Genomic DNA, 26335 nt, shown 5'->3' with positions numbered 1-26335 from the left:
TAACCCTTACGGGGGCGCGCGCCCCGACGTCGTGAACCTCTCGATGGGTGCGGAGAATGATCGAGGCAGTCGGCCTGACGAAGCGCTATGGCGACAAGACGGCCGTGTACAACCTTTCCTTCCAGGTGCGGCCGGGTTCCGTCACCGGCTTCCTCGGCCCCAACGGCTCGGGCAAGTCGACGACCATGCGGATGATCCTCGGCCTCGACCAGCCCACGTCGGGCCAGGTCACGATCGGCGGCTATCCGTACCGCAGGCTGCCGAACGCGCCGCGCCAGGTCGGCGCGCTGCTCGACGCCAAGGCCGTGCACGGCGGCCGGAGCGCCCGCAACCACCTGCTCTGCCTCGCCCAGCTGTCGGGTATCCCGGCCCGGCGAGTCGACGAGGTGCTGGGCGTCGTCGGTCTGCAGGAGGTCGCCAGGAAGCGGTCGAAGGGCTTCTCGCTCGGGATGGGGCAGCGCCTCGGCATCGCGGCCGCGCTGCTCGGCGACCCGCAGGTGCTGCTCTTCGACGAACCCGTCAATGGTCTGGACCCCGAAGGCATCCTCTGGGTCCGCAATCTGATGAAGTCCCTGGCCGCCGAAGGACGTACGGTCTTCGTCTCCTCGCACCTGATGAGCGAAATGGCGCTCACCGCCGACCACTTGATCGTGATCGGCCGCGGACAGCTCCTCGCCGACATGAGCATCAAGGACTTCATCTCGCACAACTCCGCCGACTTCGCGCGCGTGCGGACGCCCGGCACCGAGCCGCAGCAGCGCGAAAAGCTGACGGCCGCGCTGACCGAGGCGGGCGGTCAGGTGCTGCCCGAGCAGGACGGCGCGCTGCGCGTGACGGGTCTGCCGCTGCCGCGCATCAGCGACCTGGCGCACGACGCGGACGTACGCCTGTGGGAGCTGTCCCCGCACCAGGCGTCGCTGGAAGAGGCGTACATGCGGATGACGCAGGGCGCCGTCGACTACCGCTCGACGATCGACCAGCGGGCCAGCCTGCAGCAGCAGCTGCCGCCCGGCGCCATGCCCCCGCCGCAGGCGATGCCGGTGCCGGGGCAGGGCCAGCCCGGCTGGTATGCACCCCCGCCACCCCAGCAGGGCGGTCAGCCCTTCGCCATGCCGCAGGCGGCGGCCGGTGCGCCCTACGCCTCCGGGCAGCCCGGCGGGCCGTACGCCGCTGGGCCGTACCCTCCCCCGAGCACTCCGACAAGCTCCGTGCAGGGGGGATCCCCGCCGCAGCAGCCGCCGGCACCCGCGGCCCCCGCCACCCCCGACACGACCCAGCGCAACAGCGAGGACCTCCGATGACGACGCCGCACCCGCAGCAGGCGAACCAGCAGGCGTACGCTCCCGCCCCGCAGGCACCGCACGGCGCCCCGGCCGCCAACTGGCAGGGCGCACCGGGCGGTTCGTACACCTCGCCGATCCCCGTCACGCGCACGCATCTCGGCCATGCGATCGGCTCCGAGTGGACGAAGATCAAGTCCGTGCGCTCCACGATGTGGACGCTGGGCGTCTTCCTGTGCCTCGTCATCGGGATCGGGCTGCTCGTCGCCGCCCAGACCAACGACGCCGACTACGTGAACGTGCCGTTCACCCTGCCTGCCTTCTTCGGACTGGTGCTGGGCCAGATCTGCCTGATCACGCTCGGCGTGCTGGTGATCTCCTCCGAGTACGGCACGGGCATGATCCGTACCACCTTCACGGCGTCGCCGCAGCGCCACCGGGTGCTGACCGCGAAGGTGCTGATCTACTTCGCGGTGGCCTTCGTCACGTCCGCGGTCGCCATCGGGCTGGTGGGTCTGGCGACGTCGGCCATGCACAGCGGGCCGGAGGCCACGGGCACGGAGTGGGTTGGCACCGTCTTCAAGGGGGCCCTTTACGTGTCGCTGCTGGGCGTTCTGGCGCTCGCGGTCGGCTCGATGCTGCGCCACTCCGCGGGTGCGATCACCGCGATGCTGGGCCTCGTCCTGGTGCCCGCGATCCTGCCGGCGTTCCTCATGATCTCCGAGAGCACCCGCAAGATCGGCGAGACGATGCTCGACTACAACGCCCCCAACTCGCTGGCCAAGATCTTCCAGCTCGACAGCGAGGGCGGTCACGGCTCCCCGCAGCTGTGGCTGCTCGTCGGCCTGACGGCGGCCGCGCTCGCGGGCGCCTTCGCGCTGCTGGAGAAGCGCGACGTGTGACGGACGCCTCAGGGCATGCCCTGGCGCCGGTGTCAGAACCGGGGCGCGTTACGGGACCGCTGCACCCGCGTGGTGCGGCGGTCCTTCGCGTTCCAGCAGGCCTTGTGCCAGTGGCGCCGGTCGTCCACGCCCGCGTAGTCGGGCCAGGCCACGACGTGCGGCATGCCGGAGGCGATCTCCTGGTCGCAGCCGGGGCACCGGTACGTCTTCCCGGCCGCGCTCGCGCCGGCGACGTGGCGCACGCACCACTCCTCGCCCTGCCAGCTCTCCGTGGACTGGAAGCCGCCGTAGCGGCCGCGGTCCTCGTCCTCGCCGCTGCCGCCGGACCCTCCGCCCCGACGGGACGACGCATGGTTTCGACGCGGGGACACGGGCACACCTCACGGGCTATACAGGGAACACGGGCCGTGTCCAGCCTACGCGTCACGCCCATGGGTAGGCGCATGCCACCAACTACCCCAAAACCCCTTACATTCCGCCGACAATCGGCCAATCTCCATGGACGCCCGTGCCTTTGGCACGTGTCATACGTTGTTGCCGGTAAGGGGGATCGCCGCGTCGGCGCCAAGGAGGCATGAGTGCGATGCGCGTAGGAAGCTTTGTCCTGGCCGCCCAGTTCCCGGGCCAGGGTCAGGGAGAGGCCCTGCACCGAGCGGTTCGGACGGCGGAGGTGGCCGACGAGGCCGGCCTGGACTCGGTGTGGATCGCCGAGCACCACTTCGTGCCGTACGGGACGTGCCCCTCGGCGGTGACGCTCGCCGCCCTGCTGCTCGGCCGCACCCGTCGCATCCGCGTCGGCACGGCCGTGAGCGTGCTGCCCACGGCGCATCCGGTGGCCCTCGGCGAACAGGCCGCGCTGCTGCACGTGACATCGGGCGGCCGGTTCTCGCTGGGCGTGGGCCGCGGCGGCCCCTGGGTCGACCTGGAGGTCTTCGGCGGGGGCCTGGAGGCGTACGAGAAGGGGTTCCCTGAGTCCCTCGATCTGCTGCTGCGGTGGCTGAGCGAGCCGCGCGTCGGGGGCACGGGCGAGCGGTTCCCCTTCCGTGAAGTCCCCGTCGTACCAAGGCCGGACGAGGCGATGACCGGTCCTCCGCGGCCCGAGGTGCTCGTCGCCTGCACCTCCCCGGCGAGCGTCCGGCTCGCCGCCGAGCGCGGCCTGCCGATGCTCCTCGGCATGCACTGCGGCGACGAAGAAAAGGCCGAGATGGTCACCCTGTGGCGCTCGGCGGCGCGTGATGCCGGCCTCAGTCCGGAGGAGATCTCCGCGGCGGCCCATGTCTCCGCCGGGGTCGTCCAGATCGCGGACCGCCGAGTGGAGGCGGAGGAGGCGCTGTCGAAAGCGATGCCGGGCTGGCTGCGGCAGGGCCTCGCCGCGCATGTCACGGTGGACGGCCGCGTACGCGGCATGCGGGACCCCTTCGCGTACACGGAGCTGCTCTGCGGGCTGCACCCCGTGGGCACGCCGCGGCAGTGCGCCGACAGCCTCGCGGCGACCGCGGAGCGCACCGGCATCACGCGCTTCGCCCTGCTCGTGGAGGGCACGGGCGATCTCGCGGCGACGGAGGAGAACGTACGGAGGCTGGGCGCGGAGGTGCTGCCGCAGCTGGGATGACGCCGGAGGTCCGGGGCGGGCACTCGATCCGGAGGCCGTGGGCGCATTCACGCCGCCCTTGCGGTGTCCGAGTCTCAGAAAAATGCCGCATTCCGCACCATGGCTGGAGACCGGGCGCTCACTTGCCGGTGCGCCTTGACGGGGAGCTGCCGCTCCGGCACTGCTTACACCTCCCGCGTACGGAGCGGCAGCGAGAAGCTTTAGCAGTCCCGCAGTTCGGGAGACTGGTTCAGCAACTGGGCCCGCACCGAGGTGAATCGGGCCAGCCTCTCGTCCACCTCGGGATCCAGCGGGAACACCGCCACACGGTGGCAGTTCTGGAACGCCAGGCGGACACCGAAGTGCCGCTGCAGTGCGCCGCGTATCGCGTCGCTCGCGAGCGCGCGCAGAAGCTGCCCACGTGCCTGCTCGTCCGGCGGAGGCGTCTGGTTGTCGGCGAACGCACCGCCGTCGACCTTCAGCTGGGCCACCAGGGAGCTGATCATCTCCCATGCGTAGGGCAGGGAGGTCCGGACGCAGTCGACGAAGGCAGCTTCGTCGACCTCGCCTCGCTCGGCCTGTTCAAGTAGGGCCGGTGAGACGTCGAGCGACATGGGTTCTCCTCTCGGACCCCCGGGAAGCGGGGGCTGACGGACAGGGCAGGAGTCCGCGATATCGAACACGCTGCGTGCGCGCCCGGCGACCTCCTGCTTCCACGGTAAACATCGGATCCTGACCGCACCAGGAGAATGCGCGTACAACCAGCCACCGGAGAACAGGGTGAAAAGGGGCGACCGGGAGAGTCCTGGTCGGGGGCCGTAGCGCGCGAAAGGGACGAGAATCGCGTGGACCGCGCCGCGTCGAGTAGCGTTGCCGACCATGCGTCTCGTCATTGCCCGCTGCTCCGTGGACTACGCGGGCCGGCTCACCGCCCATCTCCCGTCCGCTCCCCGCCTCATCCTCGTGAAGGCGGACGGCAGCGTTTCGATCCATGCGGACGACCGGGCCTACAAACCCCTCAACTGGATGTCGCCGCCCTGCACCCTGAAGGAGGGCTCCGGGGACGACATGGGCATCTGGACCGTCGTGAACAAGGGCGGCGAGAAGCTCATCATCACGATGGAGGAGATACTCCACGACTCCTCGCACGAACTGGGCGTGGACCCCGGCCTGATCAAGGACGGCGTGGAGGCGCACCTGCAGGAGCTGCTCGCCGACCGCATCGAGACCCTCGGCGAGGGCTACACGCTCATCCGCCGCGAGTACCCGACGGCCATCGGCCCGGTCGACATCCTGTGCCGGGACGCCGACGGCGGCACGGTCGCGGTGGAGATCAAGCGGCGCGGCGAGATCGACGGTGTGGAACAGCTCACCCGCTATCTCGAGCTCCTCAACCGGGATCCGCATCTCGCACCGGTCAAGGGCGTCTTCGCGGCCCAGGAGATCAAGCCGCAGGCGCGTGTGCTGGCCACCGACCGCGGCATCGGCTGCACCATCCTCGACTACGACGCACTGCGCGGCATCGAGGACGACAAGCTGCGCCTGTTCTGATCCACGCTGGTACGCGGAAGGGGACCGGATCCGTTCGGGAACCGGCCCCCTTGTCGTACGTCTGTCTACGTCGTTGTGCGTGGTCGTACCGCCGCGTTCGCCGTCTTCCGCGCGTCAGATGACCGACGATGCGCCGGTCGTCCCCGACTCGCTCCCGCTTGGCGACGCCGGCTCGCTGGTGTCCGCCGGGCTGCTCTCCATCGGACTGCTCGGGGCCGGGCCGCTGGCCGAGTCCGAGGTGTCCGGCGTCGAGGGCTCGTCCGAAGGCGTCGGGTCCTCGGTGGGCGTCGTCGGATCCTCCGAAGGCGTCGGGTCGTCGGATGGCGTCGTCGGGTCGTCCGAAGGCGTCGTCGGGTCGTCCGAAGGCTCCTTGGTCGGCGACTTCGAGGGCGACTTCGACGGGGACTTGGTCGGGTCGTCCGGGTCCTTGGAGCCCGTGGCGTCGTCCGACGGCTTCGCGCTCGCGCTCGGCGTCGGATCGTCCTCCGTGCCGATGATGCCGTCCTCGCCGGGGTCGGCCGGACGGTTCGTCGAGTCGGTGTCGCCCTTGTCCCCTTGGTCCGCCTTGTCGGCGCCGATGCCGCCGCCGTCCGCGCCCTCGCTCACCGAGGGGTTCACGCCGACCTTCTCCGAGGGTCCCTCGTTGTTGTTGGACGTGGCGCCGAGCGTCACCACGGTGCCGAGCACGGCCACGAGGAGGGCTCCGGCGCCCGCTGCCACCAGATTGCGCCGGGTGCCGCTGAGGATGGCGCGCCGGGCGCCCGCGGGCTCGGCTCCGCCGCCCGGACGGGCGGCGTCGCGATGGGTGACGAGCGTGGCCTCCGCCGGTTCGGCGAGCGGGTACGCAGCCGGCACGCCGCCGGGGGGCGACGCGGACTCCTCGTACCGCGCGTCGGGCACCTCCTCGCCCGCCGCCGTCCGCCCACCGGGCGGCGTGGCGCCCGAGAGGTCTGCGACGAGCGCCAGAGCCCTGCGGCCCGCGACCGTGCCGCGCTTGTCGGCAAGCGCCCCGCGCAGCCCTATGGAGGCCTCCAGCTCGACGCGGGCGCGGTCCAGTTGGCCGCCGCAGAGCGCGAGGATCCCCAACTCGTGGTGGAAGTAGGCCTGTTCGCCGATCTCACCGGCGGCCCTGGCCGCTTCGTTGCCGGACCGCAGCGCCTGCTCCCAGGCGCCCCAGGCGAGTCCGGCGGCGAACGCGGGCGCGGCGGCACGCGCGAGCTGAACGGCGTCGCTCTGCTCCTCGGCGTCCGGCTCGTCGGCCGTCGTGAGAGGCACGGCCAGGCTCAGTGCCGCGAGTACGGCGTCCGCCTCCGCGGAAACCCGCTCCGGGGTGACCGAAGGGTGGCCGGCCCACCATGCGTAGTGCCGGGCCGCGGTGCGGACCCGGTCGTCGGCGTCGGCGGCGTATCCGGCGCTCTCCAGCTGGGCCGCCACACCGGCCGCCAGCCGGTAGCGGGAGCCGACCGGCGTGACGAGCGCGCACTCCACCAGCTCGGCGAGGGCCGCGTCGGCATGGGTGTCGCCCACCAGGGCGGGCAGATGCGCCTGGTGCGGCACCTCACCGCCGAGCGCGACGGCGAACCGCAGCGTGAGGCGGGCCGACTTGCTCAGCCGCGATGCGAGCAGCGCGGCGGGCGCGGCGCCTTCGGCGAGCGAGGGCAGCGGTACGTCGTGTCCGTCCTCGGCGTCGAAGGGCGCGTCGACCGGCGCCTCGGCGTAGTAGCCGAACGCGTCGAAGGCGTTGGGGTCGGCGCGCAGCACGTCGCGCTGGCGCAGCAGGGCACCGGCCTGGACGAAGCGCAGCGGCAGGCCCTCGGACTCGAACCACAGGTCGCCGGCCCAGTTCGCCTCGTCCTCGGTGAGGACCCGGCCGACCGCGCGCTCAAGGAGCTCGAGGCCGCCGCTGCGGCTCAGACCGCCGAGGAAGACCTCTTCGAGATGCGAGTCCGCGGAGGGCGAGGCGACATCGGGTGTGGCCGAGACGATGAAGGCGCACTCGGGGGTCGCGTCGAGCAGCTCGTCGAGTGCGCTGCCGCCGAACTCCAGGTCGTCCAGGACGACGACGGCGCCTATCTCGCGGACGAGTTCGAGGATTTGGGCCTGCTCGGGCCGGTGGAGCGGTGCGTTGTACACGGCCGCGAAGAGGTTGTGCAGCAGGTCGTCCGCCGTGCGCCCGTAGCCGGAGAGCCGGACGACGCCGTCCGGGGCGAGGTCCGCGAGGTCCTCGGCGACGGCGTCGAGCAGGGCCGTGCGCCCCGAGCCGGCGGGTCCGGTCAGCCGCACGGACCGGCCGCGCTGCACCAGCCGGGCGAGCCGCTCGCGCTCCTCCTGGCGCTCGAGGAGCGGCAGTCTGGGCAGCGGCGGTCCGGGCGGCTCCGGCGGCATGCAGGCGCGGCGCAGCTCGGCGCGCTCGGCGGCCGTGAACTTCACGGGCCGCGGCGGTCGTTCTCCCGGCGGGCAGGGTTCGATCTCGCTGCCGTCGACGGGGTTGACGGTGAGTAGGAAGTCGCCCGAAACGAGCTGTACGGTGCGGGCGAGCGCCGGTGCGTGCTGCCCGAAGTCGGGCGTCAGCGGATCGCGCGGCGGGCGCTTGGGCGCGGCGCCTTCGCCGGTGTGGCCGTCATGGCCGTAGTCGTCGTCGGGTCCCTGGTTGTTCGGGTCCATGGTCAAGCCCCCCAAAAGCGTCGTGTGCCGAGCCCCTCCCGGCCTTGTGCACACTGCGCTGTCGCTTCTGGTCCGGTGCCCGTCGGTGGGTCCGTCGTTCAGAACGGGCGACCGCACCCTAGACCTTCGCACAGTATGTACGAACGGCCGGGGTCCTGCGCCGTCCGAGACGTCACAGTCTCGTGAGGATTGTGCGCGGCGCGCATGTCACGGCATGTCGCGTCCGTGTTACGGGTATCACCCGGCAAACTGCGGAATCACGGGCCGCCCCGCCCCCATGGTCCCCGTCAGACGCGGGGCAGGGACTCGACCCCGATGCCGCCCTCGATGGCGAGGATGCGATGCAGCCGGGTGGCCACGAGGAGCCTCTGCATCTGGGGCGGCACACCGCGGAGCACGAGCCGGCGCCCGCACCGCCCGGCCCGCCGGTGAACGCCCATGATGACCCCGAGCCCGGTGGCGTCCCAGGAGTCCAGCTCTGACAGGTCCAGCACCAGATCGCCGACGCCGTCGTCGACAGCCGTGTGCAGGACCGTGCGGGCGTCCGCCGCGCTGCGGACGTCGAGGCGGCCCCCGACGACCAGCCCGGCGTGGTCGCCCCTGATGTGCATAAGTGCTCCCCGAGAATCCTGAGTAGGTGATGTTGTCTGCGTTTGTCACTCGTCACTGCAACTGACTGCCGTTCGGGCAGAAGCGTTGCTGCTTGTAAGCGAACCGATACCGAATTCACTCGATAAGGCGACCTCGGAGGTGAGGTCGCGTCAGCCCGGGCGCCGTGCCGGTCAGTACTTGTAGAAGCCCTGCCCGCTCTTGCGGCCGATGTCACCGGCGTCAACCATCCGGCGCATCAGCTCCGGCGGAGCGAACTTCTCGTCCTGGGACTCGGTGTAGATGTTGCTGGTGGCGTGCAGCAGGATGTCGACGCCCGTCAGGTCGGCGGTCGCGAGCGGGCCCATGGCGTGGCCGAAGCCCAGCTTGCAGGCGAGGTCGATGTCCTCGGCGGTGGCGACACCCGATTCGTACAGCTTGGCCGCCTCGACGACGAGTGCCGAGATGAGGCGGGTGGTGACGAAGCCGGCGACGTCGCGGTTGACGACGATGCAGGTCTTGCCGACCGACTCGGCGAACTCCCGTGCGGTGGCGAGGGTTTCGTCGCTCGTCTTGTAGCCGCGGACGAGCTCGCAGAGCTGCATCATCGGCACCGGCGAGAAGAAGTGCGTGCCGACGACGCGCTCCGGGCGCTCGGTCACCGCCGCGATCTTGGTGATCGGGATGGCCGATGTGTTCGAGGCGAGCACGGTGCGCTCCCCCACGAGCTTGTCGAGGGTGCGGAAGATCTCGTGCTTGACCTCGAGCTTCTCGAAGACGGCCTCGACGACGATGTCGGCGTCCGCGGCCGCGTCCAGATCGGTGGTCGTGGTGATGCGGGCAAGCGCGGCTTCCGCGTCCTCGGCGGCCAGCTTCCCCTTGGCGACGAACTTGTCGTACGAGGCCTTGATGCCGTCCGTCCCACGGGTCAACGCCTCGTCGGTGACATCGCGCAGAACTACGTCCCAGCCCGCCTGGGCTGAGACCTGGGCGATGCCGGACCCCATGAGTCCGGCCCCGATGACGGCAAGCTTCCGTGCCACTGTGTCGACTCCCCTGAACGGCTTACACACTGCTTATCTTCGGCCCTGCGGCGGACATTAGCGCCCGTGGCGGCCCCTGTGGCGGGGAAGAGATGCGCGTCACGTCTCAAATGACGGACATCACACCGGTGCGGCTCATTCCTGGTCCCGCAGTGCACAGTTGAGGCCCCTCCGGCTCAGTAGCTCCTCTGTTTCGTCGGGCAGCACGAGCGCCTCCAGCGACACCCCGCCCCTCGCTCCTCATGTCATGCCCTCGCAAACACCTGGCTTCCGGCATCCCCGCGCAGATAGGGTCATAACCCTGCGTTTCCGGCGGTCACCGTGAGCATCGGCACACGTCTCCACCGGAATGCCGGGGCGTAACTAGGCTGGCCACATGGTCAACCTGACACGCATCTATACGAGGACCGGCGACAAGGGCACGACGGCCCTCGGCGACATGAGCCGCACCGCCAAGACGGACCTGCGGATCGCGGCGTACGCGGACGCCAACGAGGCGAACGCCGTCATCGGCACGGCGCTCGCGCTGGGCGGGCTCGACGAGGAGATCGTCAAGGTCCTCGTCCGCGTACAGAACGACCTGTTCGACGTAGGCGCGGACCTGTCCACGCCGGTGGTGGAGGACCCCAAGTTCCCGCCGCTGCGCGTCGAGCAGTTCTACGTCGACCGGCTCGAGGCGGACTGCGACCGCTTCAACGAGCAGCTGGAGAAGCTGCGCAGCTTCATCCTCCCCGGGGGTACGCCCGGCGCGGCCCTGCTGCACCAGGCGTGCACGGTGGTCCGCCGCGCCGAGCGCTCCACATGGGCGGCGCTGGAGGTGCACGGCGAGACGATGAACCCCCTGACGGCGACCTACCTGAACCGGCTGTCGGACCTGCTGTTCATCCTGGCGAGGACCGCCAACAAGGAGGTCGGCGACGTGCTGTGGGTGCCGGGGGGCGAGCGCTAGGCAGCCGGCTGCGGGGGCAGAGCGGTGGTGCGCCCGCACGGCCAGGGGGCCGTGCGGGACGCAGGAGTTGGGCGTATGACCGCGCGACGCAATTGGTCCAGACCCCTTGACCAATGGTCCAGACCTTTCTATTCTCGCCGCACTGCGGTGAGCGTGTCATTTCACGACAAGTCCTCGGCCCGCACGTGTCCCTGACCGTGCGCACCGTCGACCATGCGCGCTCACGGGCGTCGCAGGCCTGGTTCCACCTCCCCTTACGACCGGACCGCACCCCGAGGAGGCGCTGAATGCGCTTCAAGTTCAGAGCCGTGGCAGGGTTCGCAACCCTGCTGCTCCCGCTCGCCGCCCTGGCAGCACTGGCAAGCCCGACCGCTGCCGCCACCGACACCAAGGCCCAGGACACCGGCACGGTCGCCGGGCCCGGGGCAGGCAAGGTCAAGCTCGGTTACTTCATCGAGTGGGGCATCTACGGCCGCGACTACCACGTGAAGAACCTGGTGACATCCGGCTCCGCCGCCAAGATCACACACATCAACTACGCCTTCGGCAACGTCGAGGGCGGCAAGTGCACCGTCGGCGACAGCTGGGCCGACTACGAGAAGCCGTACAGCGCAGAGCAGTCCGTGGACGGCGTCGCCGACACCGACGACCAGACGCTGCGCGGCAACTTCAACCAGCTCCGCAAGCTCAAGGCCAAGTACCCGAACATCAAGGTGCTCTGGTCCTTCGGCGGCTGGAGCTGGTCGGGCGGCTTCACGGAGGCCGCCAAGGACCCGGCGGCGTTCGCCGACTCCTGCTACAACCTCGTCAAAGACCCGCGCTGGGCGGACGTCTTCGACGGCATCGACATCGACTGGGAGTACCCGAACGCCTGTGGCCTGACCTGCGACACCAGCGGCGCGGAAGGGTTCGGGAACGTGATGTCCGCGCTGCGTGCGAAGTTCGGCTCCAAGAACCTCGTCACGGCCGCGATCACCGCGGACGCCTCGGACGGCGGCAAGATCGACGCCGCCGACTACGGGAGCGCCTCACGGTACGTCAACTGGTACAACGTGATGACGTACGACTTCTTCGGCGCCTGGGCGGCCAACGGCCCGACGGCCCCGCACTCCCCGCTCACGTCGTACCCGGGCATCCCGGCCGAGGGCTACAACTCGGCCGCCGCCATCGCCAAGTTGAGGTCCAAGGGCGTACCGGCTTCCAAACTGCTGCTCGGCATCGGCTTCTACGGCCGCGGCTGGACAGGCGTCACGCAGTCGCAGCCGGGTGGCACGGCGACCGGTCCCGCCGCGGGCACGTACGAGGACGGCTACGAGGACTACAAGGTCCTCAAGAACACCTGCCCGGCCACCGGCAAGGTCGGTGGCACGGCGTACGCGCACTGCGGCACGGACTGGTGGAGCTACGACACCCCGTCGACCGTCCGGTCCAAGATGGGCTGGGCCAAGGACAAGGGCCTGGGTGGCGCGTTCTTCTGGGAGTTCAGCGGCGACACCGCCAACGGCGAGCTGGTGGCCGCCATCAACAACGGCCTGAAGTAATCGCGTAGTCCCCAGGCCGGCGGACCCGCCCACAGACGAAGCCGGGGAGACAGGAACGCCCCCTGTCTCCCCGGCTTCTTCACGCGTTTCGTTCGTCAGGCCACGTTGACCCTCTGGCCGGGAGGCGCCGCCTCCAGCCACGCCAGGAAGCCGGTGAGTGCGTCCTCGCTCATCGCCAGCTCGAGCCGGGTGCCGCGGTGCGTACATGCCAGCACGATCGCGTCGGAGAGGAGCGCCAGCTCCTCCTCGCCCTCGGGGGCACGGCGGCCGACCACCTCGATCGCCGAGCGCTCGAGCACACGGCGCGGCCGGGGGGCGTACGAGAAGATCCGGAACCACTCGATGCGGTCGCCGCTGTACCGGGCGATGCCGTATCCCCAGCCCTTGCCGGACGGGGTTCCGCCGGCCGCGGGGATGGCGTCGGGGCCGTCCGGAGCGCCCGGGTCCGGGGCGTTCCAGCGCAGGCTGCAGTCGAAGGTGCCACCGGAACGCTGGATGAGCCGTCGGCGCAGCCCGAAGGCAAAGAGCCCCACCAGCACCAGCACGACGATCACGAGACCGCACACAACCAGAGCGAGGATCATCGGCACCGACCTCCTCGCCCCATCAGTAACGGCTCAACCAGATTGCACCCGCATTGCCTCAGCCGCGGCCCGGTCCGGAGTGGCACTCCGGTCCTGGCCGCGGCTGAGTCACGTAATTCCGCGCGCCTGCTCAGCGCGCCGCCGCCGCACGCAGTCGGACTTCCGCGCGGCGCTCGGCGAAGGCGTTCGCCTCCGTCTGCGCGCGCTCGAGAGCCCGCTCTGCGCGCTGGATATCGATCTCGTCGGAGAGCTCGGCGATCTCGGCCAGCAGCGACAGCTTGTTGTCCGCGAACGAGATGAATCCGCCGTGCACCGCCGCCACGACGGTCCCGCCGTCGCTCGTACGGATCGTCACCGGGCCCGATTCCAGCACACCGAGCAGCGGCTGGTGACCGGGCATGACGCCGATGTCGCCGGACGTGGTGCGCGCGACGACCAGGGTGGCCTCGCCGGACCAGACCTGGCGGTCGGCGGCGACCAGCTCGACGTGCAGCTCAGCAGCCAAGGGTGGCTCCTCGGGTCACCACCCGGCGGGTCTGCCGGGTGTTGGGTCATAAGTCTAATAGGGCTCCGGCGGCCAAGGCGCCGGGGCCCGCCCCAGCCTCTCGGCCGGGGGTCCGGGGATTGTCCCCCGGAGGGTGAAGCAGTGGGCGTGGCGAGGGGGACGGGACGCTGCCCGTCCCCCTCGGAAAGTCACACGACTCTGTCGAGCCGACGGACTCAGGAGACGCCGAGCTCCTTCGCGTTCTTCTTCAGGTCCTCGAGACCACCGCACATGAAGAACGCCTGCTCCGGGAAGTGGTCGAACTCGCCGTCGCAGATCGCGTTGAACGCGGTGATCGACTCGTCCAGCGGCACGTCCGAACCGTCCACGCCGGTGAACTGCTTGGCGACGTGGGTGTTCTGCGACAGGAAGCGCTCCACGCGGCGGGCACGCTGGACGACCAGCTTGTCCTCCTCGCTGAGCTCGTCGATACCGAGGATCGCGATGATGTCCTGGAGGTCCTTGTACTTCTGCAGGATCCCCTTGACGCGCATGGCGCAGTCGTAGTGGTCCTGCGCGATGTAGCGCGGGTCCAGGATGCGGGACGTGGAGTCCAGCGGGTCCACGGCCGGGTAGATGCCCTTCTCGGAGATCGGACGGGACAGAACCGTCGTCGCGTCGAGGTGGGCGAAGGTGGTGGCCGGGGCCGGGTCGGTCAGGTCGTCCGCGGGGACGTAGATCGCCTGCATCGAGGTGATCGAGTGACCACGGGTCGAGGTGATGCGCTCCTGGAGGAGACCCATCTCGTCGGCCAGGTTCGGCTGGTAGCCCACCGCGGAGGGCATACGGCCGAGCAGGGTCGACACCTCGGAACCGGCCTGCGTGAAGCGGAAGATGTTGTCGATGAAGAACAGCACGTCCTGCTTCTGCACATCGCGGAAGTACTCCGCCATGGTCAGACCGGCGAGGGCCACGCGCAGACGGGTGCCCGGGGGCTCGTCCATCTGACCGAAGACCAGCGCGGTCTTGTCGATGACGCCGGACTCCGACATCTCCTCGATGAGGTCGTTGCCCTCACGGGTGCGCTCACCGACGCCCGCGAACACCGACACACCGTCGTGGTTGTTGGCGACGCGGTAGATCATCTCCTGGATCAGCACGGTCTTGCCGACACCGGCACCACCGAACAGACCGATCTTTCCACCCTTGACGTACGGGGTGAGGAGGTCGATGACCTTGACGCCGGTCTCGAACATCTCGGTCTTGGACTCGAGCTGGTCGAAGTTCGGCGCCTTGCGGTGGATCGGCCAGCGCTCGCCCTCGTACGTCTCGTCGACGTTCAGGACCTCACCGATGGTGTTGAACACCTTGCCCTTGGTGAAGTCGCCGACCGGCACCGAGATGGCGGAGCCCGTGTCGGTCACCGGGGCCTGGCGGACCAGACCGTCGGTGGGCTGCATCGAGATCGTGCGCACCAGGCCGTCGCCCAGGTGCTGCGCGACCTCGAGCGTCAGGGTCTTCTTCTCGCCGGCGTTGGCCGGGTCGGCGACCTCGACGTGCAGCGCGTTGTAGATCTCCGGCATCGCGTCGACGGGGAACTCCACGTCGACGACCGGGCCGATGACCCGGGCGACGCGGCCAGTGGCGGCGGCCGTCTCAACAGTGGTCGTCATTACTTGTCACTCCCCGCGGTCGCGTCGGCCAGGGCTCCTGCGCCACCGACGATCTCGCTGATTTCCTGGGTGATTTCGGCCTGGCGGGCCGCGTTGGCAAGTCGGGAGAGCGTATTGATGAGCTCACCCGCGTTGTCGGTGGCGGACTTCATCGCGCGCCGCGTGGCGGCGTGCTTGGAGGCCGCCGACTGCAGCAGCGCGTTGTAGATCCGGCTCTCGACGTACCGCGGCAGCAGGGCGTCGAGGACGTCCTCCGCCGACGGCTCGAACTCGAACAGCGGGAGGATCTCGTGCTTGGCAGCCAGCTCCTCCTTGCCCGCCTCGAGGTTCTCGAGGCTGAGCGGCAGCAGGCGGCTGTCCACCGGCGTCTGCGTCAGCATCGAGAGGAACTCGGTGAAGACGATGTGGAGCTCGTCCACGCCGCCGTCGGCCGTCTCCTGCTGGATCGCCTCGATCAGCGGGCCCGCGACGTTCTTGGCGTCCGCGTACGAGGGCTCGTCCGTGAAGCCGGTCCACGAGTCCTTGACCGGGCGCTCACGGAACGCGTAGTAGGCGACGCCCTTGCGGCCGACGATGTAGGTGTCGACCTCCTTGCCCTCGCCACGCAGCCGCTCGGTGAGCTGCTCCGCCGCCTTGATGGCGTTGGAGTTGTAGCCGCCGGCCAGACCGCGGTCGCTCGTAATGAGCAGAACCGCGGCGCGGGCCGGTGCCTCGACCTCCGTCGTCAGCGGGTGCTTGGTGTTCGACCCGGTCGCCACCGCCGTGACCGCGCGGGTGAGCTCGGTCGCGTACGGCGTGGAGGCCGCCACCTTGCGCTGCGCCTTGACGATGCGCGAGGCGGCGATCATCTCCATCGCCCTGGTGATCTTCTTGGTCGCGGTGACGGACCGGATGCGACGCTTGTAGACCCGGAGCTGCGCTCCCATGAGTCAGGTCCCTTCCGTCGTCACTTGGTGGCAGCAGCGGGCGTGTCGTCGCCGAGCAGCTTGCCGTCCGAGGTCTCGAACTGCTTCTTGAACTCCGCGATCGCCTCGGCCACGGCCTGCAGGGTGTCGTCCGACATCTTGCCGCCCTCCTTGATGGAGGTCATGAGGCCCTGCTCCTTGCGGTGCAGGTAGTCCAGGAGCTCGCGCTCGAAGCGGCGGATGTCCTCGACCGGCACGTCGTCCATCTTGCCGGTGGTGCCGGCCCAGACGGAGACGACCTGGTCCTCGGTGGCCATCGGCTGGTACTGCGCCTGCTTCAGCAGCTCGACCATGCGCTGACCACGGCCCAGCTGGGCCTTGGACGCGGCGTCCAGGTCGGAACCGAAGGCGGCGAACGCCTCCAGCTCACGGAACTGGGCGAGGTCGACGCGGAGACGGCCGGAGACCTGCTTCATGGCCTTGTGCTGGGCGGAGCCACCGACACGGGAGACCGAGATACCGACGTTCAGGGCCGGACGCTGACCGGCGTTGAACAGGTCGGACTCCAGGAAGCACTGGCCGTCGGTGATGGAGATGACGTTGGTCGGGATGAACGCCGACACGTCGTTCGCCTTGGTCTCGACGATCGGCAGACCGGTCATCGAGCCGGCACCCATGTCGTCGGAGAGCTTCGCGCAGCGCTCCAGCAGACGGGAGTGCAGGTAGAAGACGTCGCCCGGGTAGGCCTCGCGGCCCGGCGGACGGCGCAGCAGGAGGGAGACGGCGCGGTAGGCGTCGGCCTGCTTCGACAGGTCGTCGAAGATGATCAGGACGTGCTTGCCCTCGTACATCCACTGCTGGCCGATGGCCGAGCCGGTGTACGGCGCCAGGTACTTGAAGCCGGCCGGGTCGGACGCCGGAGCAGCGACGATGGTCGTGTACTCCAGGGCGCCGGCCTCCTCCAGCGAACCGCGCACGGACGCGATGGTGGAGCCCTTCTGGCCGATGGCGACGTAGACGCAGCGGACCTGCTTCTTCGGGTCGCCCGAGCGCCAGTTTTCGCGCTGGTTGATGATCGTGTCGACGGCCAGGGCGGTCTTGCCCGTCTGGCGGTCGCCGATGATCAGCTGACGCTGGCCACGGCCGATCGGGGTCATCGCGTCGACGGCCTTGTAGCCGGTCTCCATCGGCTCGTGCACCGACTTGCGCTGCATGACCGTGGGGGCCTGCAGCTCGAGGGCGCGGCGGCCGGTGGTCTCGATCTCGCCGAGGCCGTCGATCGGGTTGCCGAGCGGGTCGACGACGCGGCCGAGGTAGCCCTCGCCCACGGCGACGGACAGGACCTCGCCGGTACGGGTGACCGGCTGACCCTCCTCGATGCCGCTGAACTCGCCGAGGACGATGGCACCGATCTCGCGCTCCTCGAGGTTGAGGGCGAGGCCGAGGGTGCCGTCCTCGAACTTCAGCAGTTCGTTGGCCATGGCCGAGGGCAGGCCCTCGACCTTCGCGATGCCGTCGCCGGCAAGGGTGACCGTACCGACCTCCTCGCGCGAGGCCGCGTCCGGCTTGTACGCCTGGACAAAGTTCTCCAGCGCGTCCCGGATCTCCTCCGGCCGGATCGTGAGCTCCGCCATCTGGGTTCCCTGCTCTCCTTGTTGGGCCCGAAGTTTCTTTGGGGGGCTCTGGGGGCTCCCCCCAGAAACTCTGCATTCTCTGCACGGCCCAACTCGGGCCGTAAACACTGCTTGTTGAGTTGGTGGCGGCCGTCAGCCGGCCATCCGGCGCTTCGCGTCCTCGAGGCGGTCCGCGATGCTGCCGTTGATGATCTCGTCGCCCACCTGCACCTGGATCCCGCCGAGGACCTCCGGGTCCACGTCGAGGTTGAGGTGCATCTGCCGGCCGTAGAGCTTCGCCAGGGCGGCGCCCAGACGCTGCTTCTGCCGGTCCGACAGCGGCACAGCCGAGGTGACGACGGCGACCAGGCGGTCCCGACGCGCCGCGGCGAGCTTGGAGAGGGACTCGAGTCCCGCTTCCAGGCTACGTCCCCGCGGCCTCGTCACAAGACGCTCGACCAACCGCTCGGTCACAGCCTCGGCACGGCCGCCCAGCAGGCTGCGCAGCAGCTCGCTCTTGGCGGCGGCGGTGGCGGCACGATCCGTCAGCGCGGCGCGCAGCTCGGTGTTCGAGGAGACGATCCGGCCGAACCGGAACAGCTCGTCCTCGACGTTGTCGAGCGTGCCCGCCTTCTGCGCGGCGGTGAGGTCGGCGATACTCGCCAGCTCCTCGAGCGCATCCACCAGGTCACGCGACTGCGACCAGCGGGAGCGCACCGTTCCGGACACCAGGTCGATGGTCTCGCCGCCGACCTGGGCACCCAGCAGGCGCCCCGCCAGCTCCGCCTTGGCGTCGCCGGGCTGCGCCGGGTCGGTGAGGACCCGACGCAGCGACACCTCGCGGTGGAGCAGCGCGGTGACCGCGGCCAGCTCGTCGGCCAGCCGGGTCGCGTCGACGGACGTGCTGTCCGTCAGCGCGTCGAGACGCTCACGTGCGGCAGCCAGGGCCTCGCGGCTCGCTCCGTGCGCAGTCATCGACTTGCCTCGGCCTTCTCTTCGAGCTCGTCGAGGAAGCGATCGATGGTGCGGCTCTGCCGTGCGTGGTCATCGAGGGACTCACCGACGATCTTGCCGGCCAGGGTGACGGCGAGCGTGCCGATGTCCTGGCGCAGCGTGAGCGCGGCGGCCTTGCGGTCGGCCTCGATCTGCGTGTGACCGGCGCCGATGATCTCCTCGCGCTGCCGCTGGCCTTCCGCGCGCATCTCGGCGATGAGCGCGGCGCCCTGCTCCTGTGCCTCCTGGCGCAGGCGCGCGGCCTCGTGCCGGGCCTCGGCGAGCTGAGCCTTGTACTGCTCGAGCACGCTCTGGGCCTCGGTCTGAGCGGCCTCGGCCTTTTCGATACCACCCTCGATGGCCTCGCGGCGGTCCTCCAGAACCTTGTTGATGTTCGGGAGGAGCTTCCAGGCGAGAGCACCGAAGACGATGACGAAGGCGATCAGGCCGATGACGAGCTCGGGAATCGGCGGGACGAGGGGATTCTCCATCTCCTCAGCCGCGATATTGAGCAGTGGGCTCATCAGAGTGCCTTTCGTCTAGTGGTCTGGTCGTAGAGAAGACGATCAGGTGCCGTAGACGAACGGCATGACCAGGCCGATGAGGGCGAGCGCCTCACAGAAGGCGAAGCCGAGGATCTGGTTGGCACGGATCAGACCGGCGGCCTCGGGCTGACGGGCCAGGGCCTGGGTGCCGTTACCGAAGATGATGCCGACGCCGACGCCGGGGCCGATGGCCGCGAGGCCGTAGCCGATGGAACCGAGGGAGCCGGAGACGCCTTCGGCGGCGAGGGTCTGGAGAGCGGACATGCCGGTTCTTCCTTCTCTTTCATGGGCCGGTGGGGGTTGGCCACCGGACGACTGTGGTCGGTGTGGGCGCTCAGTGGTGCTCGGCGAGCGCGCCCTGAATGAAGGTGCAGGTCAGGAGCACGAACACGTACGCCTGCAGCGCCTGGATGAAGAGCTCGAAGGCCGTCATCACGATGGTCATGATGAAAGACACTCCGGCGTAGGCGATGCCGAGGCCGTTCAGCATGTACCAGCTGGCGATCGTGAAGAGCAGCAGCAGCGTGTGGCCCGCGAACATGTTCGCGAAGAGTCGCACGGCGTGCGTGAACGGCCGGATGAGCAGGTTCGAGAAGAACTCGATGAGCATGGCCAGCGGGAGCACCGGGCCGAGCGACTTGTCGTAGCCGGTGAAGTTCTTGAATGCACCGACGAAGCCGTGCCGCTTGAAGGTCAGCGAGACCCACAGGATGTAGACGATCAACGCGAGCACGATCGGGTACGCGATGATCGACGTCACCGGGAACTGGGCGACCGGGACGATCGACCAGAGGTTCATCATCCAGACGAAGAAGAACAGCGAGACGACCAGCGGGACGTACTTCTCACCCTCGCGCTTGCCGATCGTCTCGTAGACGATGCCGCGCCGGATGAAGTCGTAGCCGGCCTCGGCGACCATCTGGAGCTTGCCCGGGACGACCTTCGGCTTACGGAAGGCGGTCCAGAAGAAGCCGACCACGATGATCGAGCCGAGCAGCGCCAGCAGCATGGGCTTGTTGAAGTACAAGTTGCTGTCCGCGTTGCCCCACAGGGGCTCGAACAGGAACGAGTGCAGGCCGGGAGCCGGGAATCCACAACCGTCGAAGATGTGGCAGTCGGTCTCGAAGGCGAGCACCTGCGTCGGGTCAGCACTCACCGCGGGCTCCTTCAGCGTGGCGCATAGGTACGGCAACCTCGTTGTGTCGGCGCGGCGCGCAGCCGCGGTTCGGCACTGGACTGGTGTTACGGATGTGGGGGCGGCGGTCCGGCATCGAGCCTCGCGCTAGAGCAGGCGTCAGCTCAGATGCCCGCGCCCGCAGTGCCGCAGTTGGCACCGGACGATAGCAGGCTCTCAACCGCCTATTTATCCCGGCCCTACCCTTCACGTCGACGGTCCCGTCTTTTCGGGCTTGCTGCCCGTCGAGGAGTCCGGTTCGACGTAGAGGATCTTGGACTTCATGTGTGCACGCGTCTGAGCCGCGATCCACACGAGGGTGGCCGCGAGGAGCGTGAAAGCGAAGGCCTTGGGGTGGAACAGGGTGGTGTTCTTGAACACCGCCAGGAAGACGAACAGCAGCAGGATCTGCGTCGCGTAGAGCAGGAGGCCCATCGCCTGGAACAGGTGCGGAAGCGATTTGGCAGTGCGCTGCAGAACGACCATCCCGATCCCCATGAACAGGATCACGACCAGCGTCGCGACGATCGCTCCGACCGCTCCCTTGCCGCCCGCGACCACACCGCTGACGACGGCGGCAATGGCACCGACGGCAGCTGTGGGCACTGCGGCCTGAAGAACGATCCGAACGTCATTGGACGGCATGGAGGCGACTCCGCTCGCGGGTGGGGGCAGGTGTCGTCATGGACGAGCTTGAAACATGATCCCGGGCCGAGGTGATCTCGCGCCAATGGACCGTCGCACTACGGTCCTTCGACTCTATCCCCGGGTCTCGTGAACGGTATCACAATCTATTTGATGAGGTCTTTACCTTGAAAGTGTGGAGACCGTCACACGTGAGTGTGACCCCGCGCGTCTGTGCAGAAAACGGGGTCGGTTGTCCGGTATTGGGATGTTCTGCGGCGTGGCCTACGTCCCAGGTCAACGGTGCGTTCCCGCCTTTCGGCGGTCCAGGAAGCGGGAACGGGCGCCGATGGCCGTCGCTCCGTTGACCCCGTTGACCCCGTTGACCCCTGCGGCCACAGGCGGCCGGTGCTCGTCCGCGGCACCGGACGCGCTCACGGCTGCTTCGTCCGCAGCGGAATTCAGGGCGGCTCTCCCTGCCACCACCGGCTCGTTCGCCAGGGGCCTCTCGGCCACCGCCTCGCCGGCCGCTGCGTCCGCCTCCTCGGCCGCCGCGACGGCACACACCACGGAGGGCTCGGCGGCCGCGTCGGCGACGGACGACCGGCGGTAGCGCGGCGGTACGAAGCGCTCGGCCCAGCGCGGGGCGCGCGGCGTGAAGCGGGGCAGCAGCAGGAGCACCAAGCCGACCGCGCTGAGTACCACGATGGTGAGCACGATCCACATGGACGCCGAGTTCACGGAGTACGCGAGTGCGCCGAAGGCGATCAGCGCGGACCAGAAGTACATGATCAGGACGGCCCGGCTGTGGGAGTGCCCGATCTCCAGGAGCCGGTGGTGCAGATGACCCCGGTCGGCGGCGAACGGCGACTGGCCGCGCCAGGTGCGGCGCACGATCGCCAGCACCAGGTCGGCGGCGGGGATCGCGATGATCGTCAGCGGCATCAGCAGCGGGATGTAGACCGGCACCGTCTGGTGCACGGCCGCCTTCTCGGATCCGGCGAACAGCTTGAGCGCGTCCGGGTCGACCTGGCCGGTGATGGAGATGGCGCCCGCGGCCAGCACGAGCCCGATGAGCATCGAGCCGGAGTCGCCCATGAAGATCCGGGCCGGATGCATGTTGTGCGGCAGGAAGCCGAGGCACATGCCCATGAGGATCGCGGCGAACAGCGTCGCGGGGGCCGCGGCCTCGAGACCGTAGCCGTACCAGATGCGGTAGGCGTACATGAAGAACGCCGCGGCAGCGATGCAGACCATGCCGGAGGCGAGGCCGTCGAGGCCGTCGACGAAGTTCACGGCGTTGATGGTGACGACGACCAGCGCGACGGTCAGCAGGGTGCCCTGCCACTGGGTCAGCGAGACCGAGCCGACGCCCGGCACGGGTAGCCACAGGATCGTCAGGCCCTGCATGACCATGACGCCCGCGGCGATCATCTGGGCGCCGAGCTTGATCAGCGCGTCGATCTCGAACTTGTCGTCCAGCACGCCGATGATCCAGATCAGCGCCGCGCCGGAGAGCAGCGCCCGTGGCTCGTTGGAGTTCTCGAAGACCGCGTTGAGGTTCGTCAGATGGTCGGCGACCAGCAGACCTGCGCAGAGCCCGAAGAACATCGCGATCCCGCCGAGCCGCGGCGTCGGTTCGCGGTGCACGTCACGGGCGCGGATCTCCGGCATCGCCCCGGCGACGATGGCGAACTTTCGCACCGGGCCGGTCAGCAGGTAGGTCACCGCAGCCGTGATACAGAGCGTCAGCAGGTATTCACGCACAGGCTTCCCCACAGGTATCGCTGGCCATCACAGCCCCACACCCTAGCTTCGCCCGCATACGGTGGAGGACCTCCGGGTAGCGAGAATGGTTGCACGAGTGACCGGGCACGCGTGGGCGCCTACCCGTCTTCGGGCCTGATACGGGCGGAATCCTCCGGGTGGATGCGGCGGACTTGCCGACGCGACTGTGGTGGACGCCTCTTTATGGACGCGGTGGATTTCCTCGGCTCCGACGTCCTCGCTCCGGCGTCCTCAGCTCCGGTAGGGCGGGAACGCCTGCGTCAGTTCGCGCACCTCCGCGCGCGCCTGCCGGTTGTCGACCTCCTCGCGCAGCACCGCCGCGAGCAGCGCCCCGATCCGCACCATCTCCGCCTCGCCCATGCCCTGGGTGGTGACGGCCGCAGTGCCCAGGCGCAGCCCGCGCGCCTCCCCGTGGGGCAGCGCACACGTGTCCAGCACGATCCCGGCCGCGGCGAGGCGGCCACGCGCGGTACGCCCCTCAAGACCGAGGGGGGCCGCATCCGCACAGATCAGATGCGTGTCCGTGCCGCCGGTGGTGACCGCGAGCCCCTCGTCCGCCAGCCCGTCGGCGAGCACGCGCGCGTTGGCGACGACCTGACGTGCGTACGCGGCGAACGCGGGCGTGGCCGCCTCGCCGAACGCGACGGCCTTCGCCGCGATGGTGTGCATCTGCGCTCCGCCCTGCGTGAACGGGAAGACGGCCCGGTTGATCCGTTCCGCGAGGCCGGCTCCGCACAGGACCATGCCGCCGCGCGGCCCGCGCAGCACCTTGTGCGTGGTCGCGCAGACGACGTCCGCGTACGGAACGGGGCTGGGCGCGGCTCCCCCGGCCACGAGTCCCATGGGATGGGCGGCATCGGCGATGAGGTAGGCGCCGACCTCGTCGGCGATGTCCCGGAAGGCCGCGTAGTCGATGTGCCGCGGATACGAGATGGAGCCGCAGACCACGGCCTTGGGCCGGTGCTTCCTGGCCAGGGCTTCCACCTGGTCGTAGTCGATGAGGCCCGACTCGGGATCGACGCCGTAGCCCACGAAGTCGAACCAGCGTCCCGAGAAGTTCGCGGGCGACCCGTGCGTGAGGTGCCCGCCGTACGGGAGGCCCAGGGCCAGTACGGTGTCGCCCGGCCGCAGCAGGGCGGCGTACGCGGCGAGAACGGCCGATGAGCCGGAGTGCGGCTGGACGTTGGCGTGTTCGGCGCCGAAGAGGGCCTTCGCCCGCTCGATGGCGAGGCGCTCGGCGACGTCGACGAGCTCGCAGCCGCCGTGGTGGCGGGCGCCGGGGTATCCCTCGGCGTACTTGTTGGCGAGCGGGGAGCCAAGCGCCGCGAGGACCGCGGGTGAGGTGAAGTTCTCGGCCGCGATGAGCTGGATCGCCGAAGCCTGCCGCGCCTGCTCTGCCAGGAGCACATCGGCCAGCTCCGGGTCCTGCCGCCGCAGCGCCTCGAAGTCCGGCCCCACGGGCCGTACGACGCCTGACACCCCTGATGCTTCGGTCACCGACATGGCACGCTCCGGACCTGGACGGTGGGCTACGTCCAATGTAGGGCCGAGGAGGACGGGACGCCCGGCGTTGTACGGCTGCCCCGCGTACTGCTGTGCGCGCGCAGCGCTACATGCGGGCCGGCACGCCCGTCAGCGCCGTGACCACCGGCTCCAGCGCCTCATGAATCTCGTCCCCGATGGACCGGAAGAACGGCAACGGCGCCCCATACGGGTCGAACACCTCGTCCGCCTCGACACTCGGCGCCAGCAGCCACCCGCGTAGAGCCGCCGCAGCCCGCACCAGCGCCCGCGCGCGCGCGACCACGCCCTCGTCCGGGTCGGGCAGCGTCGCGGGGTCTATGGCCTGCACGAGCCGCGTGAACTCCTTGAGCGTGAAGGTGCGCAGCCCCGCCGAGTGCCCCATCGAGATGACCTGCGCCCGGTGGTCGCGCGTGGCGGTCAGCACGAGGTCGGCCCGGATGACGTGGTCGTCGAGCAGCTCGCGCCCCACGAACCCGCTGGCGTCCGCGCCGAACTCGGCGAGGACGGCCTCCGCGTTGGTCTCCATCGGGGCGCCCTCGTGCCCCCAGGTGCCGGCGCTCTCCACGATGAGCCCGCCGCCCAGACGATCACCGAGCCGGTCCGCCAGGGCATGGCGGGTCAGCCGCTCGGTGATCGGCGAGCGGCACACGTTGCCGGTGCTGACGTGGAGGATGCGGAATGTGTCTCCGTCCCCGAAGACCCCCGTGCCTATGCCACGCCCCGCGTCAGGGGCTGTCAATTGGCCACCTCGAGGTCGGGTACGACCTTGCGGAGCTCGTCGGCGTCCAGCGCACCCGCACGCAGCAGCACAGGCACCTCACCCGTCACATCGACGATGGACGACGGCACGTTGCCGGGCGTCGGCCCGCCGTCCAGGTACACGGAGACGGAGTCGCCGAGCATCTCCTGCGCGGCGTCGCAGTCCTCAGGGGCCGCGTGACCGGTGAGGTTCGCCGACGACACGGCCATGGGGCCGACCTCCGTCAGCAGCTCGATGGCGACCGGGTGCAGCGGCATGCGCACGGCGACGGTGCCACGGGTGTCCCCCAGGTCCCACTGGAGCGACGGCTGGTGCTTGGCGACCAGCGTCAGCGCGCCGGGCCAGAAGGCGTCGACGAGCTCCCACGCCTTCTCGGAGAAGTCCGTGACGAGCCCGTGGAGGGTGTTCGGGGTGCCGATGAGGACGGGCGTGGGCATGTTGCGTCCGCGCCCCTTGGCCTCCAGCAGATCGGCGACCGCCTCGGAGCTGAACGCGTCGGCCCCGATGCCGTACACGGTGTCGGTGGGCAGCACGACCAGCTCGCCACGGCGGACGGCGGACGCGGCCTCACGCAGACCGGTGGTGCGGTCCGTCGCGTCATTGGTGTCGTATCGCCGTGCCATTTAGCGAGCCTCCTCGTACACGAAGTACACGTACTGGATCTTGATCTGGATCGGAGCCGCGGCCGTCATGGCAGTGCCTTGCGGGCGGTCGCGAAGCGCGGCCGGTTGTTCAGGTCGGGATGGTCGGCCGCGTCGGCCCAGCCCGCCTCCTCGCTGAAGATCCACGGCACCTGGCCGCCCTGCGTGTCCGCGTGCTCCACGACGACGACGCCGCCGGGACGCAGCAGCCGGTGGGCGGTGCGCTCCAGGCCGCGGATGGTGTCGAGCCCGTCCTCGCCGGAGAACAGGGCGAGTTCGGGGTCGTGGTCGCGTGCCTCGGGGGCGACGTACTCCCACTCGGTGAGCGGGATGTACGGCGGGTTGGAGATGACGAGGTCCACCTGGCCGTTGAGCTCGGGCAGCGCGGTGAGCGCGTCGCCCTGGTGGACGGTGACCCGGGAGCCCTCGGCGTTCTTGCGGGTCCACTCGAGGGCGTCCTCGGAGAGTTCCACGGCGTGCACCCGGGACCGTGGCACCTCCTGCGCCATGGCGAGGGCGATCGCCCCGGAGCCGGCGCACAGGTCTACGATCAGCGGCTCCACGACGTCCATCGCGCGGACGGCGTCTATCGCCCAGCCGACGACGGACTCGGTCTCGGGCCGGGGCACGAAGACGCCGGGCCCCACCTGCAGTTCCAGATAGCGGAAGTAGGCCCGCCCGGTGATGTGCTGGAGCGGTTCGCGGGCCTCGCGCCGGGCGATGGCCTCCCAGTAGCGGGCGTCGAAGTCCGCGTCCTTGACCGTGTGCAGCTCGCCCCGCTTCACGCCGTGCACAAAGGCGGCGAGCTCCTCCGCGTCGTTGCGCGGCGAGGGCACGCCGGCGTCGGCCAGCCGCCGGGTGGCCTGGGCCACCTCCGCGAGCAGCACGCCGCGGGGGTTTGGGGGTCGCCCCCCAATG

General features: G+C 69.7%; 26 protein-coding genes. 6 read left to right on the top strand and 20 right to left on the bottom strand.

Translation table 11 applies throughout. The features are described from left to right. Positions 1 to 56 precede the first annotated feature (56 nt). Both ABT009_RS16240 and ABT009_RS16235 read left to right on the top strand, forming a co-directional pair. Positions 57 to 1301, top strand: a complete 1245-nt coding sequence (locus tag ABT009_RS16240; RefSeq protein ID WP_351294192.1) for an ABC transporter ATP-binding protein — start codon at positions 57 to 59, stop codon at positions 1299 to 1301. After that, a complete protein-coding gene (locus tag ABT009_RS16235) occupies positions 1298 to 2182 on the top strand; it encodes an ABC transporter permease (RefSeq protein ID WP_351294189.1) in 885 nt (294 codons plus the stop codon). Before ABT009_RS16240 ends, ABT009_RS16235 begins: the two co-directional genes overlap by 4 nt. Before the next feature lie 32 nt (positions 2183 to 2214). Here the strand turns inward: ABT009_RS16235 and ABT009_RS16230 are convergent, their stop codons facing one another. Then, a complete protein-coding gene (locus tag ABT009_RS16230; protein ID WP_351294186.1) occupies positions 2215 to 2553 on the bottom strand; it encodes an Rv1322 family protein in 339 nt (112 codons plus the stop codon). Between the two features lie 212 nt (positions 2554 to 2765). On the opposite strand from ABT009_RS16230, the gene ABT009_RS16225 reads away from it, so the two are divergent. After that, complete coding sequence (locus ABT009_RS16225; protein ID WP_351294183.1) at positions 2766 to 3794, top strand: LLM class flavin-dependent oxidoreductase; 1029 nt, start codon at positions 2766 to 2768, stop codon at positions 3792 to 3794. A gap of 200 nt (positions 3795 to 3994) precedes the next feature. On the opposite strand, the gene ABT009_RS16220 is transcribed toward ABT009_RS16225, so the two are convergent. Beyond that, positions 3995 to 4387, bottom strand: coding sequence for an SCO5389 family protein (locus ABT009_RS16220; protein WP_351294180.1), 393 nt, complete (start codon positions 4385 to 4387; stop codon positions 3995 to 3997). Positions 4388 to 4652: 265 nt separating this feature from the next. Between ABT009_RS16220 and nucS the strand changes: the two genes are divergently transcribed. Further along, entirely contained in the window at positions 4653 to 5324 is a 672-nt protein-coding gene (gene nucS, locus ABT009_RS16215; protein WP_351294177.1) for an endonuclease NucS, read from the top strand. Between the two features lie 114 nt (positions 5325 to 5438). Here nucS and ABT009_RS16210 read toward each other — a convergent pair whose 3' ends face one another. The 3 genes from ABT009_RS16210 to ABT009_RS16200 form a co-directional block, all read right to left on the bottom strand. Continuing rightward, the gene (locus tag ABT009_RS16210) at positions 5439 to 7988 is read right to left on the bottom strand and encodes an ATP-binding protein (RefSeq protein WP_351295003.1); all 2550 of its coding nucleotides are present in this window, start codon (positions 7986 to 7988) and stop codon (positions 5439 to 5441) included. 287 nt (positions 7989 to 8275) lie between these two features. Next, complete coding sequence (locus tag ABT009_RS16205) at positions 8276 to 8599, bottom strand: STAS domain-containing protein (protein WP_351294174.1); 324 nt, start codon at positions 8597 to 8599, stop codon at positions 8276 to 8278. Between the two features lie 171 nt (positions 8600 to 8770). Further along, positions 8771 to 9619 carry a 3-hydroxyacyl-CoA dehydrogenase family protein gene (locus tag ABT009_RS16200; protein ID WP_351294171.1) on the bottom strand — a complete coding sequence of 283 codons (849 nt, stop codon included), beginning with the start codon at positions 9617 to 9619 and terminating at the stop codon, positions 8771 to 8773. A 376-nt stretch (positions 9620 to 9995) separates the two neighbouring features. Here ABT009_RS16200 and ABT009_RS16195 point away from each other — a divergent pair, with 376 nt between their 5' ends. Then, a complete protein-coding gene (locus ABT009_RS16195; RefSeq protein ID WP_351294168.1) occupies positions 9996 to 10568 on the top strand; it encodes a cob(I)yrinic acid a,c-diamide adenosyltransferase in 573 nt (190 codons plus the stop codon). 287 nt (positions 10569 to 10855) lie between these two features. Next, positions 10856 to 12109, top strand: coding sequence for a glycoside hydrolase family 18 protein (locus ABT009_RS16190; protein ID WP_502989886.1), 1254 nt, complete (start codon positions 10856 to 10858; stop codon positions 12107 to 12109). Positions 12110 to 12204: 95 nt separating this feature from the next. On the opposite strand, the gene ABT009_RS16185 is transcribed toward ABT009_RS16190, so the two are convergent. The 15 genes from ABT009_RS16185 to prmC form a co-directional block, all read right to left on the bottom strand. After that, positions 12205 to 12693: a DUF2550 domain-containing protein gene (locus tag ABT009_RS16185; RefSeq protein WP_351294165.1), complete on the bottom strand. Its 489-nt coding sequence runs from the start codon at positions 12691 to 12693 to the stop codon at positions 12205 to 12207. A gap of 130 nt (positions 12694 to 12823) precedes the next feature. Further along, positions 12824 to 13198, bottom strand: coding sequence for a F0F1 ATP synthase subunit epsilon (locus ABT009_RS16180; RefSeq protein ID WP_351294162.1), 375 nt, complete (start codon positions 13196 to 13198; stop codon positions 12824 to 12826). A 215-nt stretch (positions 13199 to 13413) separates the two neighbouring features. Beyond that, entirely contained in the window at positions 13414 to 14850 is a 1437-nt protein-coding gene (gene atpD, locus ABT009_RS16175; protein ID WP_351294159.1) for a F0F1 ATP synthase subunit beta, read from the bottom strand. Next, entirely contained in the window at positions 14850 to 15776 is a 927-nt protein-coding gene (locus ABT009_RS16170) for a F0F1 ATP synthase subunit gamma (protein WP_351294157.1), read from the bottom strand. The genes atpD and ABT009_RS16170 overlap by 1 nt, the downstream gene beginning before the upstream one ends. Positions 15777 to 15796: 20 nt before the next feature. Further along, complete coding sequence (atpA, locus tag ABT009_RS16165) at positions 15797 to 17389, bottom strand: F0F1 ATP synthase subunit alpha (RefSeq protein ID WP_351294154.1); 1593 nt, start codon at positions 17387 to 17389, stop codon at positions 15797 to 15799. A gap of 132 nt (positions 17390 to 17521) precedes the next feature. Then, positions 17522 to 18343: a F0F1 ATP synthase subunit delta gene (locus ABT009_RS16160; protein ID WP_351294151.1), complete on the bottom strand. Its 822-nt coding sequence runs from the start codon at positions 18341 to 18343 to the stop codon at positions 17522 to 17524. Next, positions 18340 to 18885, bottom strand: a complete 546-nt coding sequence (locus ABT009_RS16155; RefSeq protein WP_351294149.1) for a F0F1 ATP synthase subunit B — start codon at positions 18883 to 18885, stop codon at positions 18340 to 18342. The genes ABT009_RS16160 and ABT009_RS16155 overlap by 4 nt, the downstream gene beginning before the upstream one ends. 42 nt (positions 18886 to 18927) lie before the next feature. Continuing rightward, the gene (locus ABT009_RS16150; protein WP_351294146.1) at positions 18928 to 19170 is read right to left on the bottom strand and encodes an ATP synthase subunit C-like protein; all 243 of its coding nucleotides are present in this window, start codon (positions 19168 to 19170) and stop codon (positions 18928 to 18930) included. A 70-nt stretch (positions 19171 to 19240) separates the two neighbouring features. Beyond that, positions 19241 to 20062, bottom strand: a complete 822-nt coding sequence (gene atpB, locus ABT009_RS16145) for a F0F1 ATP synthase subunit A (RefSeq protein WP_351294144.1) — start codon at positions 20060 to 20062, stop codon at positions 19241 to 19243. 225 nt (positions 20063 to 20287) lie between these two features. After that, positions 20288 to 20725: a Cg1360 family ATP-synthase-associated protein gene (locus ABT009_RS16140; protein WP_351294141.1), complete on the bottom strand. Its 438-nt coding sequence runs from the start codon at positions 20723 to 20725 to the stop codon at positions 20288 to 20290. A 276-nt stretch (positions 20726 to 21001) separates the two neighbouring features. After that, the gene (locus ABT009_RS16135; protein ID WP_351294138.1) at positions 21002 to 22471 is read right to left on the bottom strand and encodes an MraY family glycosyltransferase; all 1470 of its coding nucleotides are present in this window, start codon (positions 22469 to 22471) and stop codon (positions 21002 to 21004) included. Positions 22472 to 22723: 252 nt separating this feature from the next. Continuing rightward, positions 22724 to 23995 carry a serine hydroxymethyltransferase gene (gene glyA, locus ABT009_RS16130; RefSeq protein WP_351294135.1) on the bottom strand — a complete coding sequence of 424 codons (1272 nt, stop codon included), beginning with the start codon at positions 23993 to 23995 and terminating at the stop codon, positions 22724 to 22726. A 106-nt stretch (positions 23996 to 24101) separates the two neighbouring features. After that, positions 24102 to 24755: an arsenate reductase/protein-tyrosine-phosphatase family protein gene (locus ABT009_RS16125; RefSeq protein ID WP_351294132.1), complete on the bottom strand. Its 654-nt coding sequence runs from the start codon at positions 24753 to 24755 to the stop codon at positions 24102 to 24104. Further along, complete coding sequence (locus ABT009_RS16120; RefSeq protein WP_351294129.1) at positions 24752 to 25399, bottom strand: L-threonylcarbamoyladenylate synthase; 648 nt, start codon at positions 25397 to 25399, stop codon at positions 24752 to 24754. Before ABT009_RS16120 ends, ABT009_RS16125 begins: the two co-directional genes overlap by 4 nt. Before the next feature lie 65 nt (positions 25400 to 25464). Next, complete coding sequence (gene prmC / locus ABT009_RS16115) at positions 25465 to 26304, bottom strand: peptide chain release factor N(5)-glutamine methyltransferase (protein ID WP_351294126.1); 840 nt, start codon at positions 26302 to 26304, stop codon at positions 25465 to 25467. Between the last annotated feature and the right edge of the window lie 31 nt (positions 26305 to 26335).

It is taken from the genome of Streptomyces sp. NPDC002896, assembly GCF_040295225.1.
In the GTDB taxonomy this organism is placed as follows: Bacteria; Actinomycetota; Actinomycetes; order Streptomycetales; family Streptomycetaceae; genus Streptomyces.
This window is presented reverse-complemented; position numbering and strand designations above follow the sequence as displayed.

Bases quoted from the DNA above. Each gene is read 5' to 3' on its own strand.
- ABT009_RS16210 (WP_351295003.1), bottom strand. From the start codon at position 7,988: ATGGACCCGAACAACCAGGGACCCGACGACGACTACGGCCATGACGGC.
- ABT009_RS16225 (WP_351294183.1), top strand. From the start codon at position 2,766: ATGCGCGTAGGAAGCTTTGTCCTGGCCGCCCAGTTCCCGGGCCAGGGT.
- ABT009_RS16150 (WP_351294146.1), bottom strand. From the start codon at position 19,170: ATGTCCGCTCTCCAGACCCTCGCCGCCGAAGGCGTCTCCGGCTCCCTC.
- glyA (WP_351294135.1), bottom strand. From the start codon at position 23,995: ATGTCGGTGACCGAAGCATCAGGGGTGTCAGGCGTCGTACGGCCCGTG.
- ABT009_RS16155 (WP_351294149.1), bottom strand. From the start codon at position 18,885: ATGAGCCCACTGCTCAATATCGCGGCTGAGGAGATGGAGAATCCCCTC.
- ABT009_RS16240 (WP_351294192.1), top strand. From the start codon at position 57: ATGATCGAGGCAGTCGGCCTGACGAAGCGCTATGGCGACAAGACGGCC.
- ABT009_RS16220 (WP_351294180.1), bottom strand. From the start codon at position 4,387: ATGTCGCTCGACGTCTCACCGGCCCTACTTGAACAGGCCGAGCGAGGC.
- ABT009_RS16140 (WP_351294141.1), bottom strand. From the start codon at position 20,725: ATGCCGTCCAATGACGTTCGGATCGTTCTTCAGGCCGCAGTGCCCACA.
- nucS (WP_351294177.1), top strand. From the start codon at position 4,653: ATGCGTCTCGTCATTGCCCGCTGCTCCGTGGACTACGCGGGCCGGCTC.
- ABT009_RS16160 (WP_351294151.1), bottom strand. From the start codon at position 18,343: ATGACTGCGCACGGAGCGAGCCGCGAGGCCCTGGCTGCCGCACGTGAG.
- ABT009_RS16170 (WP_351294157.1), bottom strand. From the start codon at position 15,776: ATGGGAGCGCAGCTCCGGGTCTACAAGCGTCGCATCCGGTCCGTCACC.
- ABT009_RS16205 (WP_351294174.1), bottom strand. From the start codon at position 8,599: ATGCACATCAGGGGCGACCACGCCGGGCTGGTCGTCGGGGGCCGCCTC.
- ABT009_RS16190 (WP_502989886.1), top strand. From the start codon at position 10,856: ATGCGCTTCAAGTTCAGAGCCGTGGCAGGGTTCGCAACCCTGCTGCTC.
- ABT009_RS16195 (WP_351294168.1), top strand. From the start codon at position 9,996: ATGGTCAACCTGACACGCATCTATACGAGGACCGGCGACAAGGGCACG.
- atpA (WP_351294154.1), bottom strand. From the start codon at position 17,389: ATGGCGGAGCTCACGATCCGGCCGGAGGAGATCCGGGACGCGCTGGAG.
- atpD (WP_351294159.1), bottom strand. From the start codon at position 14,850: ATGACGACCACTGTTGAGACGGCCGCCGCCACTGGCCGCGTCGCCCGG.
- ABT009_RS16120 (WP_351294129.1), bottom strand. From the start codon at position 25,399: ATGGCACGGCGATACGACACCAATGACGCGACGGACCGCACCACCGGT.
- ABT009_RS16185 (WP_351294165.1), bottom strand. From the start codon at position 12,693: ATGATCCTCGCTCTGGTTGTGTGCGGTCTCGTGATCGTCGTGCTGGTG.
- ABT009_RS16235 (WP_351294189.1), top strand. From the start codon at position 1,298: ATGACGACGCCGCACCCGCAGCAGGCGAACCAGCAGGCGTACGCTCCC.